Annotated in this window: 15 protein-coding genes and 1 tRNA gene; 7 read left to right on the top strand and 9 right to left on the bottom strand. The window is 64.6% G+C overall.

From position 1 onward, the window contains the following. Positions 1-138 precede the first annotated feature (138 nt). From ABWO90_RS20420 to ABWO90_RS20395, 6 genes are all read right to left on the bottom strand, one after another. Positions 139-1,332: an ABC transporter substrate-binding protein gene (locus ABWO90_RS20420; RefSeq protein ID WP_353193059.1), complete on the bottom strand. Its 1,194-nt coding sequence runs from the start codon at positions 1,330-1,332 to the stop codon at positions 139-141. A 220-nt stretch (positions 1,333-1,552) separates the two neighbouring features. Continuing rightward, a complete protein-coding gene (locus ABWO90_RS20415) occupies positions 1,553-2,548 on the bottom strand; it encodes an amidohydrolase family protein (RefSeq protein WP_353193057.1) in 996 nt (331 codons plus the stop codon). Between the two features lie 37 nt (positions 2,549-2,585). After that, positions 2,586-3,137, bottom strand: a complete 552-nt coding sequence (locus ABWO90_RS20410) for a 3-hydroxyanthranilate 3,4-dioxygenase (RefSeq protein ID WP_353193056.1) — start codon at positions 3,135-3,137, stop codon at positions 2,586-2,588. Positions 3,138-3,196: 59 nt separating this feature from the next. After that, positions 3,197-3,631, bottom strand: coding sequence for a RidA family protein (locus ABWO90_RS20405; RefSeq protein WP_353193055.1), 435 nt, complete (start codon positions 3,629-3,631; stop codon positions 3,197-3,199). Positions 3,632-3,715: 84 nt separating this feature from the next. Further along, the gene (locus ABWO90_RS20400; protein ID WP_353193054.1) at positions 3,716-5,188 is read right to left on the bottom strand and encodes a 2-hydroxymuconic semialdehyde dehydrogenase; all 1,473 of its coding nucleotides are present in this window, start codon (positions 5,186-5,188) and stop codon (positions 3,716-3,718) included. Positions 5,189-5,358: 170 nt separating this feature from the next. Beyond that, positions 5,359-5,925 carry an SRPBCC family protein gene (locus ABWO90_RS20395; protein ID WP_353193053.1) on the bottom strand — a complete coding sequence of 189 codons (567 nt, stop codon included), beginning with the start codon at positions 5,923-5,925 and terminating at the stop codon, positions 5,359-5,361. Positions 5,926-6,203: 278 nt separating this feature from the next. Between ABWO90_RS20395 and ABWO90_RS20390 the strand changes: the two genes are divergently transcribed. The 6 genes from ABWO90_RS20390 (at position 6,204) to ABWO90_RS20365 (ending at position 12,044) form a co-directional block, all read left to right on the top strand. Next, positions 6,204-7,247, top strand: coding sequence for a LacI family DNA-binding transcriptional regulator (locus ABWO90_RS20390; RefSeq protein ID WP_353193052.1), 1,044 nt, complete (start codon positions 6,204-6,206; stop codon positions 7,245-7,247). Positions 7,248-7,455: 208 nt separating this feature from the next. Further along, positions 7,456-8,469, top strand: a complete 1,014-nt coding sequence (locus ABWO90_RS20385; RefSeq protein WP_353193051.1) for an extracellular solute-binding protein — start codon at positions 7,456-7,458, stop codon at positions 8,467-8,469. 40 nt (positions 8,470-8,509) lie between these two features. Next, positions 8,510-9,334, top strand: a complete 825-nt coding sequence (locus tag ABWO90_RS20380; protein ID WP_353193050.1) for an ABC transporter permease — start codon at positions 8,510-8,512, stop codon at positions 9,332-9,334. Next, positions 9,334-10,143 carry an ABC transporter permease gene (locus ABWO90_RS20375; RefSeq protein ID WP_353193049.1) on the top strand — a complete coding sequence of 270 codons (810 nt, stop codon included), beginning with the start codon at positions 9,334-9,336 and terminating at the stop codon, positions 10,141-10,143. The genes ABWO90_RS20380 and ABWO90_RS20375 overlap by 1 nt, the downstream gene beginning before the upstream one ends. A 22-nt stretch (positions 10,144-10,165) precedes the next feature. Further along, on the top strand, positions 10,166-11,209 hold the full coding sequence (locus tag ABWO90_RS20370) for an ABC transporter ATP-binding protein (protein WP_353193048.1): 1,044 nt from the start codon (positions 10,166-10,168) through the stop codon (positions 11,207-11,209). 7 nt (positions 11,210-11,216) lie between these two features. Next, a complete protein-coding gene (locus tag ABWO90_RS20365; protein ID WP_353193047.1) occupies positions 11,217-12,044 on the top strand; it encodes a phosphodiesterase in 828 nt (275 codons plus the stop codon). Between the two features lie 103 nt (positions 12,045-12,147). Here ABWO90_RS20365 and hmpA read toward each other — a convergent pair whose 3' ends face one another. Next, positions 12,148-13,350 (bottom strand): NO-inducible flavohemoprotein, encoded by a 1,203-nt coding sequence (hmpA, locus tag ABWO90_RS20360; protein ID WP_353193046.1) that lies wholly within the window; start codon positions 13,348-13,350, stop codon positions 12,148-12,150. A gap of 319 nt (positions 13,351-13,669) precedes the next feature. Further along, positions 13,670-14,860: an ankyrin repeat domain-containing protein gene (locus ABWO90_RS20355; protein ID WP_353193045.1), complete on the bottom strand. Its 1,191-nt coding sequence runs from the start codon at positions 14,858-14,860 to the stop codon at positions 13,670-13,672. Between the two features lie 281 nt (positions 14,861-15,141). Here ABWO90_RS20355 and ABWO90_RS20350 point away from each other — a divergent pair, with 281 nt between their 5' ends. Then, entirely contained in the window at positions 15,142-15,816 is a 675-nt protein-coding gene (locus tag ABWO90_RS20350) for a DUF1415 domain-containing protein (protein ID WP_353193044.1), read from the top strand. 168 nt (positions 15,817-15,984) lie between these two features. Here the strand turns inward: ABWO90_RS20350 and ABWO90_RS20345 are convergent. Further along, positions 15,985-16,060 (bottom strand) — tRNA-Thr (locus ABWO90_RS20345). Positions 16,061-16,144 lie beyond the last annotated feature (84 nt).

Below are 16,144 nucleotides of genomic sequence, written 5' to 3'. Positions count from 1 at the left end.
CAGCAACGGCCTCCGGTGTATCGCGCAGGGCGCGCGCTCACCGCAGGCCGGTCCAGCGATTCACATCACAGATCGCGGGGCACACTGGCCCCGCCATGCAACGCGTAACAACGCGGAACAACGTATGACGGCTTGCGCTTACGACTTGATCTTGCACTGCGCGGCCAGGTCGGCACGCGTCTTGATCTGGATCTGCCCCTTGGTGGCGAAGGCGGCGCCGTTGGCGTCCTTCACGACATCCACGCGGTAGAACTGCGCCATGGGGAACTGGTTGCTGGCGAACTTGAACGGTCCGCGCACCGACTGGAAGTCGGCGGCTTTGAGCGCGGCGCGCAAGGCTTCGCGATCTGCCACGCTGCCCTTGGTCTTCGTGAGGGCCGAGTCGATCAGGTTGGCCGCGTCATACGACTGGGCGGCGTACATCGACGGCACACGGTTGTACTTCTTCTGGAAGGCCGCGACGAATTGCTTGTTCTGCGCGTTGTCGAGATCGGGCGAGTACGGCGCGCTGGTGATGGCGCCAACGGCCAGTTCCTTGAGTGCAGGCAGGGTCGAGCCGTCGATGGTCGACACCGAGATCAGCGGAATCTTGCCGAGCAGGCCGGCCTGGCGGTACTGCTTGACGAAGTTCACGCCCATGCCGCCGGGATAGAACACGTAGACGGCGTCGGGCTTGGCGGCTTGCAACTGCGCAATTTCGGCCGAGTAGTCCGGCTGGTTGACCTGCGTGTACACCTCGTCGACGATCTGGCCCTTGTAGTCGCGCTTGAAACCGTTCACGGCGTCGCGTCCGGCCTGATAGTTCGGGGCCATCACGTACATCTTCTTGTAGCCGAGGTCGGTCGAGAGCTGACCGCCGGCTTCGTGCAGTTCGTCGTTATCCCACGAGGTCGAGAAGAAGTTCGGCGAGCATTGCGCGCCGGCAATCGGCGTCGGACCGGCGTTCGAGCCGACCATGACCACGCCCGCGTTCGTCACGTTCTTGTGGATCGCCATCATGACGTTCGAGAACGTCACGCCGGTGACGATCGACACCTTGTCGCGTTCGACCAGCTTTTGCGCCGCCTGCACGCCCACGTCGGGCTTGAGCTGGTCGTCTTCCTTGATGACCTGAACGGGCACGCCGCCCAGCTTGCCGCCCTTTTGCTCGACGGCGAGCATGAAGGCATCGTACTGATCCTGGCCGAGCGCACCGCCCGGGCCGGAGAGCGTGCCGATGAAGCCGATCTTCACCTGGGCGTTCGCACCGGTCGATGCGAACATCGCCGCGGCTGCGGCGACAGCGCCCAGTACGGCAATGGCTTTGCGTTGCGTGGTCTTCGTTCCCGTCATCATGGTCTCCAAACTAAGTTCCGGAACTGGCAATCATTGTCAGCAGAGGACTCGCGCCGGGATACTTGACCGCTTCTTCACGTCGGTCATGGCAGGCCAGGCGCGTCAGACTGATACAAACCGTCCTATATTGTTTAAGCGTCAAATATTTCAGTGCCCAGCCTAAACGACGCCTTTTGCGTAGGCAAGCAATTTCAAAAACACTTCGGGAAAGCACCAGTCAGAGACCGAAGAACTCCCGGGCGTTACCGGCCAGAATGCGTTCCCGGGCGTGGTCGTCCAGCCCCGGCTGCTCGGCCACCAGGCGGCCGATGTCCTGCTCGCCCAGCGGGAACGGGTGGTCCGATCCGAGCATGATGCGATCGATGCCCATCGTGTCGACGAGCAGGCGCAACGCGCGCGGGTCGAACACGGCGCTGTCCACGTAGAAACGGTCCAGATAGTGCGACGGCGGGTGCGGGCTGTCGGCGCGCACGATGTCGCGGCAATGCCAGGCATTCTCGGCGCGGCCGAGCAGGTACGGGAAGGCGCCGCCGCCGTGGGCGAAGCACAGCTTGAGCGAGCGCGGCAGGCGCTCGAACGCCCCGGAGAGAATCAGCGAGAGAATCGAGAGCTGGGTCTCGGCCGGCATGGCCACGAGCCACGGCATCATCCATTTCTTCATGCGGCCGTCGGTCATCATGTCCCACGGGTGTACCAGCACGGGAATGTGTTCGTTGCCGCAGTGCTGCAAAAAGGCGACGAGTTGTTCGTCGTCCAGATCTTTGGGGCCGAGGTGATTGCCGATCTGCACGCCCACGTGACCGGTGGCCTTCGCGCGCGACGCTTCGGCGCACGCCAGGTCGAGGTCCTGCAGCGGCACCTGTGCCATGGCCTTCAGGCGCGTGGGCGCGTAGGCGCAATGCTCGAGCGCCAGATCGTTCATGCGCTGCACCCAGTCGATGACGGCATGCCCTTCGTAGCGATAGCCGAACATGATCGGGGTGGCGCACACCACTTGCACATCGACGCCGTGGCGGTCGAGTTCTTCGATACGCAGCGCGGGATCCCACAAGGCGCGGTAGACCGGCCGGAAGGCGCGGTCGTCGAGCATGATGCTGCCGGTCTCGCCGCCCTCGTCGATACGTAGCCACGGCGCGGCGGCCGGGTCGAGGCGGGCGGCTTCCTCTCGCGTGATGCGCGGGAAGAAGTGGGCGTGCATGTCGATTTTCTTCATGACGTGACGTGTGAGTGTCTGAAAGCGGCGCTGCGGGTCAGGCAGACGCTGCGGTGGTTTTGGGTTGTGCCGCGCGGCCCGGATGAATCTCGCCGCAGCCCGGACAGCGGCGCAGCGATTCGTTGCCGTAGAACGCCTCGAACAGCGGCGGCAGATCGGTCACGATGCTCTTGAGCTGAACTTCCACGCGATGCACCCTGGTGCCGCAGTTCAGGCAGTACCACTCGAAGCCGTCGAGCAGCCCGGCGGGGCGCTGACGTTCGATCACGAGGCACAGGCTGCCCGCTTCGGGGCGCTGCGGCGAGTGGCGCACATGCGGCGGCAGCAGGAAGATGTCGCCTTCCTTCAGGTCGATGCGCTGCGCACGGCCGTCGATCCACAGGTTGACCCAGGCATTACCCTTGAACTGGTAGAAAAACTCTTCGAGCGGGTCGTCGTGGTAGTCCGTGCGGTGGTTCGGGCCGCCCACGACCGTGACGATGAAATCGCTGTCCTGCCAGACTTGCTGGTTGCCGACAGGCGGTTTGAGCAAATGCGCGTGATCGTCGATCCAGCGCTGGAAATTGAAAGGCTTGCCATACGTCAACATGCTGTCTCCCGGGTCATGCCGCGTCAGGTAGGGTATCGGTCGTGCCGTGTCAGTTTCTGTCAGCGTGCGCGCGGCGCGTAGGCCACACATTTGATCTCGATGAGCAGCAGCGGATGCGGCAACTGATGCACCGCTACCGTCGTGCGCGTCGGACCGTTCTCGTCGAAGTACTGGCCGTACACCTCGTTGTAGCCGCCGAAGTCGTTCATGTTCACGAGGAACGAGCCGACCTCGACCACGTCGGCGAGCGTGGCGCCCTCGCTGGCCAGAATGTCGCGAATGTTCTCGATGACGGCGCGCGTCTGCTCGCGAATGTCGAGCTGCGTCACGCCGAGCGCATCGACTTGCGCCCCGGCGTAGGTGTTGTCAGGCCGGCGCGAGCTGGTGCCCGAAACGAACAGGAAGTCGCCGGCGCGCTTGATGTGCGGGAATTTGCCGCGCGGCTTGGCCTTGCCCTCGACCACGCGGGCTTGTGTGTCTTGCGATGCGCTCATGGATACCGTCTCCGTTTTGCTTTTGTTCAGATGGCGCGCGGGTGCGGCGCGTTCGACCCCCATCGATTGCGCCGCACCGTCGCCTCACAGTTTGATGCAGATGTTGGTGATTTCGGAATAGAAATCGAGCGAGTGACGCCCGCCCTCGCGGCCCAGCCCCGAGAGCTTCACGCCACCGAACGGCGTGCGCAGGTCGCGCAGGAACCACGTATTGACCCACACCAGCCCGGTCTGGAATTGACGTGCCACGCGATGCGCGCGCGACAGGTTCGTCGTCCAGACACATCCGGCCAGGCCGTAGTCGCTGTCGTTCACGCGGCGAATCACTTCGTCTTCGCTGTCGAACGGGGCCACGTGGCACACCGGGCCGAAGATTTCCTCGCGCACGCAACGCGCCGTGTCGGGCAGGCCCGTCCACACCGTCGGCTGCACGAAGGCGCCTTCGTCGCGCACGTCGCCGAAGCTCGGCACGCCGCCACCGGTCACCACCGTGGCGCCTTCTTCCACGGCCAACTGATAGTAAGAGAGCACCTTCTCGCGATGCTTGCGAGACACGAGCGGTCCCATCTGCACGCCGGGGGCGTCGGGCGCGTCGATGCGCAGGGCGGCAGCTCGCTCGGCGAGCGCCGCGACGAACTTGTCGAAGATCGGGCGCTCGACATACACGCGCTCCGAGCACAGGCAGACCTGACCGGCGTTGGTGAACGACGAACGCACCACGCCGTCGACCGCCTTCTCGAAGTCGGCATCGGCGAACACCACAGCGGCGTTCTTGCCGCCGAGTTCGAACGAGATTTCCTTCACGCCGTCGGCCACGGCTTTCATGATGGCGCTACCCGTGCGCGACTCGCCCGTGAAGGTGATGGCGGCCACGTCCGGGTGCTTCGTCAGGAATTCGCCCGCGGAATTCGGACCGAAGCCGTGGACGAGATTGAACACGCCGGGCGGTACGCCCGCTGCATCCATCACCTCGGCCAGCAGCGTGGCCGACGAGGGCGTTTCTTCCGAGGGCTTGGCCACCACGCAGTTGCCCATCGCAAGTGCCGGTGCGACCTTCCATGTGAAGAGCAGCAGCGGCAGGTTCCACGGCGAGATGATGCCGATCACGCCCAGCGGCTTGCGGGTGACGTAGTTCATCACGTCGCCGCCGTCGGCCGCGCGCATTTCGTACACTTCGCTGCCGGCCGTCTTGATGAGATCCGCGAACATGCGGAAGTTGGCGATGCCGCGTGCGATGTCGAGCGTGCGTGCCTGCTCCTGCGGGCGGCCGGTGTCGGCGACTTCCGCCGCGACGAATTCGTCGAAACGTGCCTGGATGCCGTCGGCGATGCGGTGCAGCACGGCGGCGCGCTCGGCGGGCGTCGTCTTGCCCCACGGACCCTCGTGCAGCGCGCGGCGGGCGGCGCGAACGGCACGGTCCACGGTAGCGGCGTCCGCTTCGCAAACCTTTGCGACGAGTCGTCCGTCGACCGGGCTCAGGTTATCGAACTGGCGATCGGTGGCGACGAATGCGCCATCCACGTAATGCCGCAGCAGCGGCGGGGTCGCAAGGCTCACGGAGTCTCCTGGAGCAGAATGTGTTGCGGGGGACGGCGCGCATGCGCCCACGACGCCTGCGCAAGGGACAAAGACCCGCCACCGGATGCCCTCCAGTCTAGGCATCCGGATCTATAAAAAATAATGAAATGTCGCGGATCGTCTATTCCTGAATGGAATAGCAGAGACGTTCAGCGTTGCGAGTGATGGCTTACCCGGGCGCGGGCCTCGCGAAGATCGCGCGGATCGCGTTCCTCGCCGATGGCCGCCGGCGGCAGGTCGGAGTCGAGATACTCGGCCAGATGCGCGTTGAGCACCGCGGCCAGTCCTTCGCCGCCGCGCCGCATCACGTAGTTATGGTTCCAGCGGAAAAGCGGCTGGGCGAGCGGGGCGAGTTTGTTCATCCACGCGCGTGTCGTGTGCACGTCCCAGGCGTAGCGCACGACGGTGATCGCGCCTTCCGTGTCGAAGCGCCACACGCCAGTGCCCTCGGCTTCGCCCGTGGCCACGCTGCGCACTTCGCGCATCGGGTCGATGTGCGTGATACGGGTCTCGAACGTCAGCGAGTAGGGCAGCGCCCCATGCCACGTCAATTGGCGCACCGCCCCCACACCGTCCGGGCCCCCCGGTTCGAGCGTGCGCACTTCGCGTACACACGGCCACCATCGCGCCCAGTGGTCCACGTCGCGAATCGTGTCCCAGACTTCGTTGAGCGGTGCCGTGAGCCGCCACAGGGTGAGAAAGTGATACTCGTTCATGGCCGATCCCGGTTGTGGAGGAATGGGGTGCCGTCATGCCCGGCCCAGAGGCGGCGTGCCGTACGTCATGCCGATGGGAGAGGGACTTTCAGTATAGGCGGCATCCCGATGCCGGTTGCCGATCCGTCGGACGACGAAGCGCGCAAGCGGCTTCCTGTCATCAATTCATCACATTGCCTCCATAGAATCCCGGAGTGAAAACGTTTTCGTAAACGTTTACATTTGCGTAAAATCCGCCAACTACAAAATTTGGCGATACCAACCAGAGGAGCAGGGGCGTGGCAGATATCCGGGATGTGGCGCAGCGCGCGGGGTGTTCGATTGCGACGGTGTCGCGCGCCCTCAATTCGCCGCAACTGGTGCGTCCCGAGACGCTCGCGCGGGTACAGGCTGCCGCCGCGGAGCTCAAATTCCGGCCCAACGCCATTGGCCGCCAGCTGCGCGGTGAGCGCACCGGCCTGATCGGCGTGATGTTGCCGACGCTGGGCAACCCGGTCTTCGCGGATTGCCTCGAAGGCATCGAGGCAGCGATCGACGGCACTGGCCGCCGTCTGCTGCTCGTCACCACCCAATACGATCCCGAGCGGGAGCGCAACGCCATCGAAACATTGCTGCAACAGCGTGTGGACGGCCTGTTGCTCACGCTCGCGGACGCCGAACACAGTGCGCTGGTCGACGACCTTCGTGCCGAGGGCGTGGCCTGCCAACTGGTCTACAACGACGCGCCAGAGCGTCCGTGCGTCTCCGTCGACAACCGGGCAGCCGCTGCGCAGGGCGTGGCGATGCTGATCGAGGCGGGGCATCGCGACATCGTCATGGTGACGGGTGCGCTGCACGCGTCGGATCGCGCCAAGCGCCGCTATCTCGGCTATGGCGACGCCATGCGGGCCGCCGGCCTTACGCCGCTGCCGGCCTTCGAAATCGACTTCAACAGTGGGGCACGCGGCGAGCGCGTGCGTGAATGGCTGGCGCAGCGCGAGCGCGACGGCGCACGCCCGACGGCGCTGTTCTGCTCCAACGATCTGCTGGCACTCGGCGTGATGCGCGCGTTACGCGAGGCGGGGCTGCGGGTGCCCGACGACATCTCCGTCCTCGGCTTCGACGGCCTGGCCGTGGGCGAACTGCTCTCGCCCACGCTCGCGACCGTGGTGCAGCCCAGCGTGGAGATCGGTCGTCACGCAGCGCAGCGTCTGCTCGCGCAGATCGACGCGCGCGGCGGGGCGACGACGTCGCACGATGCGTCGCTCGGCCACGCGCTCATCCTGCCGCACGAGATCCGTCGCGGCGGCACGGTTGCGGCGCCGCCGCCGCGCAAGGACTGACGCGACACGGCAGCTAACAGACACGCAGCAAACGTTGTGAACGGTTTTGACAGGAAGCAGTAGCAAGGAAGTGGCTGACGACTGGCTCCGCCAAGAGAGCGCAGCGTCGGCCAAGGCAATCAGGCATCTGGCCGCGAGGCTTGCACCAGACCGTAACTGGCGGCGGCGCGAACGTGCCGTCACCGCTCAGACATTCAGGAGCCCGGAAATGAAGCTTTGGATTACCCGCGCCGCGCGTACGCTGGCGCTTTTCACCTTGCTCGGCGCTGGCGCCGCGCACGCCCAGCAGACGGCAATCTGCTACAACTGCCCGCCGGAATGGGCGGACTGGGCCGGTCAGGTCAAGGCCATCGCGCAAGACACCGGCGTACGTGTGCCGCTCGATAACAAGAACTCCGGTCAGGCCGTCGCGCAGTTGATCGCCGAACAGAAGGCGCCGGTGGCCGATATCGTCTATCTGGGCATTACGTCGGCCATCGAAGCGGCCAAGAAGGGTCTGCTCGCGCCGTACAAGCCGGCGAACTGGGATCAGGTTCCGGCGAACATGAAGGACCCGAACGGCATGTGGACGACGATCCACTCGGGTACGGTCGGCTTCTTTGTGAACCGCGACGCCCTCGAAGGCAAGCCGGTGCCGCGTTCGTGGGCCGACCTGCTGAAGCCGGAATATCGCGGCATGGTGGGTTATCTGGACCCGAGCAGTGCGTTTGCCGGCTACGCTGCCGCGATCGCCGCCAACCAGGCACTCGGCGGTTCGATGGACAACTTCGCCCCGGCCATCGGCTTCTTCCAGAAGCTCAAGGCCAATGCGCCGATCGTGCCGAAGCAGACGGCTTATGCCCGCGTGCTCTCGGGCGAGATTCCGATCCTGATCGACTTCGACTTCAACGCCTACCGCGCCATCTACAAGGATCGCGCCAACGTGCAATTCGTGATCCCGATGGAAGGCACGGTGTCGCTGCCCTACGTCATCGCGCTCGTGAAGAACGCACCGCACGCCGACAACGGCAAGAAGGTGATCGACTACACGCTGTCCGACAAGGGGCAGGCGCATTGGGCGCAGGCGTTCCTGCGTCCGGTGCGTGCGAGCACGATGCCGGCCGACGTGGCCGCGAAGTTCCTGCCCGCGAGCGACTACGCCCGCGTGAAGCCGGTCGATCTGCAGAAGCTGGCCGCGCAGCAGGACGCGTTCGGTCAGCAGTATCTGAAGAACGTGCGCTAAGCGCAGGCAAGTCCAACGAGGAAGAGGAGCAAAGCAAGCGATGCGTGACCTGACTCTGCCGCGCGGCTGGCGCGTGGCACTTCTGCTACCGGCGCTGGCGGTCTTTCTGGCGTTCTGGCTGTTGCCGATGGCCGCCCTCGTGCAGGTGAGCGGCGACGGTCATGCGTTCGAGACCTATCGCGCGATTCTCACCAACGCGCGTTATCTCGACAGCCTCTGGCAGACCGTCGTGCTCTCGGCACTGGTCACGCTGGCCACGCTCGCGTTGTCGCTTGTCGCGGGCCTCTTCCTCACCCGTCATGACTTCCCGGGCAAGTCGGCACTCGTGTCGATGTTGACCCTGCCGCTGGCGTTCCCCGGCGTGGTGGTCGGTTTCATGGTCATCATGCTCGCGGGACGCCAGGGCCTCATCGGCGATCTGACGATGCGGCTCACCGGTCACAAGGTGGTGTTCGCGTATTCGCTCGCCGGGTTGTTTCTCGGCTATCTGTATTTCTCGATTCCGCGCGTGATTCTCGCCGTGATGGCGGCCGCGGAGTCGCTCGATCATTCGCTCACGGAAGCGGCGTCGTCGCTCGGCGCCGGGCCGTTCGCCATTGCCCGTGACGTGACGTTGCCTGCGCTGGCCCCCGCACTGATCGCTTCGGGCGCGATGTGTTTCGCGACCTCGGTCGGTGCGTTCGGTACGGCCTTTACGCTGGCGACCGACATCGATGTGTTGCCGATGACCATCTATACGGAGTTCACGCTCAACGCCAATGTGGCGACGGCGGCGGCGCTCTCGGTCATTCTCGGCATCGTGACGTGGGCGGTGCTCATGCTCGCCCGCAATTTCGCCGGCCAGACGGTTGCCGCCGGAGGTTGATGTCCATGCTCAAGAAGACACTCTTCACGCTGCAACTGCTGCTCACGCTCTTGATGTGCGCATTTCTGCTGGTCCCCGTCGGCATGTCGATTCTTGCCGGGTTGTCCGTGAACTACTTCCGCGGCCCGTCCGCCGGTCTTACGTTCAAGTGGGTGATTCAGGTCTGGCAGGACTATCACGATGCCATTCTGAATTCGCTCTACGTCGGTCTCGCCACGCTCGTGCTCGTGACACTGCTCGGCGTGCCGGCCGGCTACGTGCTCGCCCGCTGGAAGAGCCGCATGGCGCGCTGGATCGAAGAGCTGCTCACATTACCCATCGCGCTGCCGGGGCTGGCCAGTGCGCTCGCGCTCATCAGCGTGTACGGCGGCATGCGCGGCTTTCGCGAGAGTCTCGCGTTCATCGTGGTGGGGCACGTGATCTTCACGCTGCCGTTCATGGTGCGCGCCGTGGCGGCCGCATGCGCCGACTCGCGCATCAAACTCATGGAGGAGGGCGCGGCGAGCCTTGGTGCGAGCTTCTTGCGACGCTTCATGACGGTGGTGCTACCCAATATTCGCAGCGAGATCGTGGCGGCCGCGCTGATCGTGGTCACGCTCTCGCTCGGTGAATTCAACCTCACGTGGATGCTCCACACGCCCGATACCAAGACGCTGCCCGTTGGGTTGGCCGATGCCTATGCGTCGCTGCGCCTGGAAATCGGCAGCGCGTACACGGCGGTGTTCTTCGTGCTGATCGTGCCGCTGCTCATCGTGATGCAGATGACGGCACAGCGCGCGAAAGTCCGCGATTCGCGCGGACGCACCTGAACCGGATGCCAAGGATATGACGATGAAACTGACTTCCATCCCCATTCATCTCGAACGTTGTGCCAAGACCTTCAACGGCAACACCGTATTGCAGCCGCTCGACCTGACGATCGGCGCAGGCGAGACGCTCGTGCTGCTCGGCCCGTCGGGCTGCGGCAAGACGACCACGCTGCGCATGATCGCCGGGCTCGAGCGTCCTGACGCGGGCGGCCGTGTGCGCTTCGGCGATGAGGACGTCACCCGCCTGCCGATCGAAAAGCGCCGCGTGGGCATGGTGTTCCAGAACTACGCGCTGTTCCCGAATTTCACCGTGCGCGGCAACGTGGCGTACGGTCTGAAGTTGCGCGGTCTGCCGCAGGCACAGGTCGACAAGCGCGTGAACGAGCTGCTCGATCTCGTGCATCTCACCCCGTTCGCAGATCGCGCGATTGCGCAGCTCTCGGGGGGGCAGAAGCAGCGTGTGGCGCTGGCCCGCGCACTCGCGCCGGAGCCGCGCGTGCTGCTGCTCGACGAGCCGCTCACCGCCCTCGACGCGAAGCTGCGCGAGACCGTGCGCGCCGACATGGATCGACTGCTGCGCGGGCTCGGTGTGACGACCGTGTACGTCACGCACGATCAGGACGAGGCGATGGCGCTCGGCGACCGTATCGTGGTGATGAGCGCGGGGCGTATCGAGCAGATCGGCGCGCCGCGCGACATCTACTACCAGCCGTCGTCGCGTCACGTGGCCAACTTCGTCGGCACGCTCAACCGCCTGGTCGGCGTGTGGCGCGACGGTCACTTCCACCTCGACGGTGGCCGTCTGGCATGCCCCGATGTGCGCCCGGACGTTCAGGAACTGTACTTCCGGCCGGAAGACGCTGTCGTGGTCCCGGCGGGCGACGCCCCGCTGGTCGGCCGTATCGACGAAGTGCAGTTTCTCGGCGACCGCACGCGCCTGACGCTTGGCGGCGTGTCGGCGGCCGGTGCGGTGCTGGTCGAAGTTTCCAGCCGTCGCGAGTGCCGCGTCGGCGATCAGGTGGGCTTGTCGCTGCCCGCCGCCCATGTCTTCTCGCTTCACGGATAAATCGCTCATGCTGTTCGCGCAAATCAGCGACCTTCACATCAAACGTCCCGGCAAACTGGCTTATCGGCGTGTGGATACCGCCGCTTATCTGGCACGCTGCGTGGCGCGGCTCAACACGCTGGTGCCGCGTCCGGACTTCGTCGTGCTCACGGGCGATCTCGTCGACTTCGGCGCTCGCGAGGAATATGAACACCTGCGCCGCCTGCTCGCACCGCTGGAGATCCCGTACTACCTCGTGATGGGCAATCACGACGGACGCGACGCGCTTCGCGAAGTGTTCCCGGAGCATACGTACCTGGGCAAGCCGGGCGAGTTCGTGCAGTACACGGCCATGTTCGGTCCGCTGCGACTCGTCGCGCTCGATACGCAGGATCCGCCCAATGGCGGTGGCAAGCTTTGCGACACGCGACTGCAATGGCTGGAAGCCACGCTCGCGAGCGATACGCAGACGCCCACGGTCATCGCCATGCATCATCCGCCGTTCGCGTGCGGCATCGAGCATATGGACATTCAGGCCCTCGATGCGGCCGATGCGGCGAAGCTCGCTGCCATCGTGCGACGTTTCGACAACATCGAGCGAGTGATCTGTGGGCACGTGCATCGCCCGATTCATACGCGGTTCGCTGGCACCGTTGCCAGCGTTTGTCCGTCGCCTGCGCATCAGGTGGCACTCGATCTGCGTGACGGTGGGCCGTCGGCGTGGGTGCTCGACCCGCCTGCGTTCCAGTTGCATCGCTTTACCCCGGAGACGGGGCTGGTGTCCCACCTGGGGTTCGTCGACGACGCAGGCGGTGCGCATCCGTTCTACGACGCATCGGGTGCGCTGATCGACTGACGATCCACGCAAGTGCTTTGCGTAAATGCACTGCCGCGCCGGAATGCAACAAGGCCCCCGAATGGGGGCCTTGTCGTTTACCGCTCAGGCGTGACGCCGGCGATTACAGCAGATGGTCGAGGGCGTCCGGGCCGAAGACTTCGCGGTGCAGGCGCTCGGCCGGCACGCCGGCGTCGCGCAGGGCGCGCCACTGCGCCTGCATGAACGGTACCGGCCCGCACAGCAGGTAGTCGGCGTTGGCGGGCAGCGACAGACGCGAAATGTCCATGCGTCCTGCGTGGGTGAAGTCGGTGCCTTCGCGCTCGCCGCTTTGCGGCGTCTCGAAGAACGTTGCCACGCGCAGCTGCGGCAGTTGCTTGGCAGCGAACGCGAGATGACGACGCAGCGCCATATGCGAGCCGTTGCGTGCGGCGTGTGCGAAGAGAATTTCGCGACGCGAGCCCTTGGCGGCGAGTGCGCTGACCATCGACATCATCGGCGTGATGCCGACACCGGCGCTGAGCAGCACGAGCGGGCGCTCGGCGTCGAGTGTGGTGGTGAATTCGCCGTACGCCGGGCTCACCATGATGCGATCGCCAGCCTTCAGATTCGCGTGCAGCCAGTTCGACACCTGACCGGCGGGCTTGTCGGCGTCGGCGTCTTCGCGCTTGACGGTGATGCGCCAGTGCGGGGCACCCGGTGCGTCGGACAGGCTGTACTGGCGGCGCTGCACAAGGCCGTCGGGCAGCGTGATCGAGACGCTCACGTACTGACCCGGCGCGAAGTCGCCCGGCGAGCCGCCTTCGGGCGAACGCAGGTAGTACGACACAACGTTATCCGATTCGCGGTCGACGTCGGCGACGATCAGTTCGCGCAGCGCGCCGAGCGGCGCATTCGAGCGCTCCGACAGACGTGCCTCGAGCGCGATCAGTTCGCCGGCGAGCAGCCAGTAGGCTTCGTCCCAGGCGCCGATCAGTTCCGGCGTGGCGGCGTCGCCGAGCACGTCCTTGATGGCGGCAAGCAGATAGTGGCCGACGATCGGATAGTGCGACGGCAGGATGCCGACCGACGCATGCTTGTGCACGATACGCTCGAGCACCGGGCCAAGCGCTGCGGCGTTGTCGATGTTCGCAGCATAGGCAAACACGGCCGAGGCGAGGGATTGCTGCTGGGCGCCGTTGGCCTGATTGCCCATGTTGAACAGGTTGCGCAGTTCAGGACGCGCTTCGAACATGCTCGCGTAGAAGTGACGCGTGATCGCAAGGCCGTGCTCGCGCAGAACAGGTACGCTGGCGTCGATGTAGGGACGGGAAGCTGCGGAAAGCATGTGAAGACTCCTGAATGTATAAGATGCAATTCAAATGCATCTTTTAAGTCGCACTTGTGGGTAACTGATTGGCACCGCGCACTCCCATGGGTTCGGAAGGCGCCCGGTGCGGCATTCGGTCGCCGGTACCCCTGGGCTCACTGCTCAACTCACGACAACAACATCGGGGCCCGGCGAACCGATTATAAGATGCAAATTAAATGCATATTATGCGGATGCGGCGGAATGTCGCATCGGCTGTGGCGACTGCGGCGACTGCGGCGACTGCAGCGGCTGTGGTGCGTCGGCGCTGAAGCCGTGGCGTGAGTGGCGTCCGTCATCAGGTGGCTGGGTCGAATGGCTGGGTGCTTGGGTTGCGGTGGATACGCGCGGGCCGTGGGCGGACGCTGAAGTCCGGGGCAGCGGGCAGGATGACGGGCGGCACTATGGGGGTTGAACAGAGCGCACGGATCCGGCGAAGGGCGGTCTCGCGGACGTGGAGGATCAGCGCGGCATTGATGTCCGGGATGTCGGAGATTCCGTTTGGCAACCGAGAGTGTGGCGTGTGGCCGGCACTGTTGGCGCGTGTCAGATCCCCGTTGTGGCGCAAGGCGACGATGAGTCCGTAGCGCGCGAGATCGGCGTGATCGGCCTTTTCCGGGCTGTCGCCCATTCGGACGAGTTCGGTGAGGTGATGCATGAGGGTGTTCCCGTTCCGGTCGGGGGCGTTCGGATCGGCACCGGCGATCAGCAGCGCTTCGGCGGCACCGCACAGCCCCAGCAAATTGAGAAGGGCACCTGCCGGCGCTTCGTGACGATTCGGCTGCATCAGATCACTACCGTGACGCCGGAGGAGTTGCGCAAGCTGGCACAGCGACGCCTGTGCGTGCAGCGGATCATGCCCGGTGCGGTGCAGGCGCAGCGCTTCGGCACGCATGGCGACCACGACGAGCGGCATGCCGCGCTTGTTGGTCTGATTGGCGTCGGCACCGAGTTCGAGCAGACGTTTCAGCCAATGCGGGGCGATCTGGCAGCACAGGTGCGTGAGGGGATTGCTCGGGCGGGAGTCTGATGCCTCCGAGGGCGCGGCATCGGAGCGGTCACGTCCGCTGGCGACAAGTACGCGCAGGATCAGGTCGATGCGCAGGGCATCGTCGATGTCGGGTGTGGCGAAGGCGTCCGATCCGTCGAAGGCGTTCAGGAAACCGGTGGGTGCGGCGGCGTATTGCAGCCAGATCATGAGGCCCTCGTCGCTGCGTAACAGCGCGATGTCCTGGGGATGGGCTTGCAAGGCGCGTCCGGGCGCCAGGAAGATGCCGGCGCCGACGAGTTGATCCAGTGTGCGGCTGGCTTCGGGGGTCGTGAGCAGCGACACCATCTCGAGGTACAGCGAGCCTCTCTGCGAAGCGGCTTCACAAGCGTTCAACAGCTCGCGTCCTGCGTGGGTTTGCGCGTTGACCAGGGTGTTCCAGATGTCGTTCGGGCCATAGTGACGGTGCCTTTGTGCGTCCATGAGTTGGCGCAGGGACATGGCCGCCAGCGGTGCCGTGTGGCGTGTGTACGTATCGGGATCGGATTCCGTTCGGGGCGTGGTGAACGGGCCGCTCGTGCTGTGTGCTGCGGAGGTGATGGGCGGAGTGCCGGGCATGGTCGTTGGCCTCGTGGCAGTGGGAAAGCGGCATGGTTGCGCAACTCGGTCACGCAGGTTTTGGCTTTCGCACCGCGGTGCGATTGACGACGGGCATACCGGTGGTGACGGATCGGGAATTACAATGTCGCCTTCACGATTGATTGCTTATCCCCCGTTCCCGTATGCCGGAGAAAACCCATCCCGTTCCCGAGTCGGCCGCCGCGCCGTCAGAGACGCAGTCGCAGGACAACGATGCTGTCATCGCGGCCACACGTCATTGGCTCACGCGCGCCGTGATCGGCCTGAATCTTTGTCCGTTTGCGAAGGCGGTTCACGTCAAGGACCAGATTCGCTATGCGGTCAGTGCGGCGCGTGACATGGAGGGCGTGCTGGTGGATCTGGAGCGTGAGCTGCAATGGTTGGCCGAGGCGGACCCGCAAGCGGTGGATACGACGCTGCTGATCGTGCCGGGTGCATTGCGCGATTTTCACGAATACAACGACGCGCTGTTCTTCGCCGAGCGCATGCTCAAGCAATTGCGGCTGGAAGGCGATTTACAGATCGCGAGCTTTCATCCGGACTATCAGTTCGAGGGCACCGAGCCGGACGACGCGGAGAACTACACGAACCGCTCGCCGTATCCGATCCTGCATCTGTTGCGAGAGTCGAGTATCGACCGCGCCGTGCAGGCATTCCCGGAGGCAGAGACGATCTATGAGCGCAATGAGGCGTTGATGCGCAAGATGGGTGTGGCGGGATATCACGAATGGATGTCGCAGCCTGCCGAGGATGAAGACGGCGCGAACGATAACGCGCTCGACGACAACGCGCTCGACGACGGGAAGGCAGGGGAGTGATGTTGTGGCAGTGACGCGGCGCATTTGCCGCGTCATAAGCAGAATCACGGTCCGATCGCAGTCAACGATCGCAGAAAACAAAAAAGCCGCGCGACAGATTCGGGCGGCTTTTTTGTTGACTGCTTGGTACTGCTTTCTTGCTTGCATCACCAGGGACGAAGAAGTCGCTGGTGCCGGAGAGAGGAATCGAACCCCCGACCTTCTCATTACGAATGAGCTGCTCTACCGACTGAGCTACTCCGGCGCTGCGAAGAAGTGAGATAATAGCAGGTTTTCTACGTTTGTCACTACCTTTTTCAAAGATTTTTCGCTGTCGCTGCGCGCATCA

It is taken from the genome of Pandoraea pnomenusa (genome assembly GCF_040391475.1).
In the GTDB taxonomy this organism is placed as follows: Bacteria; Pseudomonadota; Gammaproteobacteria; order Burkholderiales; family Burkholderiaceae; genus Pandoraea; species Pandoraea pnomenusa_C.
The sequence above is the reverse complement of the archived record's forward strand: the minus strand, read 5'-3'. Positions and strand labels throughout refer to the sequence as shown.